This is a genomic window from Hyphomonas sp. UBA3601 (genome assembly GCF_002375605.1).
Lineage (GTDB): Bacteria > Pseudomonadota > Alphaproteobacteria > Caulobacterales > Hyphomonadaceae > Hyphomonas.
In genome coordinates this window covers 2700-3504 of the sequence record NZ_DFME01000143.1, presented here as the reverse complement: position 1 = coordinate 3504, position 805 = coordinate 2700, and the positions used below count along the sequence as shown (strand labels likewise).

The following is an 805-nucleotide window of genomic DNA, read 5'->3' as shown; positions in this document are numbered from 1 at the left end:
TGCATCGCGGCACCGAGAAGCTGCTGGAGTACAAGACATTCCTGCAGGGAATGCCATATTTCGACCGGCTGGACTATTGCTCCCCCATGAACCAGGAGCACGCTTGGTGCCTGGCAGTCGAGAAGCTGCTGGGCGTCGAAGTCCCCCGGCGGGCAAGCCTGATTCGCGTGCTCTATTCAGAGCTCGGCCGGATCATGTCGCACTTGCTGAATGTAACAACGCAGATCCTCGACGTAGGCGCGTTGACGCCGATTACCTGGGGTTTTGAAGAACGTGAAAAACTGTGCGTGTTCTATGAGCGCGCCTCCGGCAGCCGCATGCATGCCGCGTATTTCCGCCCTGGCGGCGTCCATCAGGACCTGCCGCAGAACCTCATCGACGATATTGCGGAATGGTGTGAGCAGTTCCCCGGAAAGCTCGATCACATCGAGAGCCTGGTCACCGAAAACCGTATCTTCAAACAGCGCAATGTCGATATCGGCCTGGTTGATGAGAAGACCATCATGGAGTGGGGATTCTCGGGCGTAATGGTGCGTGGGTCCGGGTTTGCCTGGGACCTTCGCCGCGCGCAGCCCTATGAATGCTATTCCGAGCTCGACTTCAAAATTCCGGTTGGTCGGAATGGCGACAATTATGACCGCTATGTCTGCCGCATGGAAGAGATGCGCGAGTCGGTGAAGATCATGCAGCAATGCATTGACCTGATGTCAAAGGAGGGGCCCGGGCCCGTCCTCGTGCCAGGCTCAAAGCTTGCGCCGCCGCGTCGCGCCGAAATGAAGAATTCGATGGAAGCGCTGATCCATCA

At 57.8% G+C, this 805-nt stretch carries 1 protein-coding gene; it reads left to right on the top strand.

Annotation, left to right across the window (positions count from 1 at the left end):
* Positions 1-805 (top strand): NADH-quinone oxidoreductase subunit D (locus B4F73_RS16065; RefSeq protein ID WP_290483768.1); only part of this gene is annotated, 805 nt, incomplete at both ends.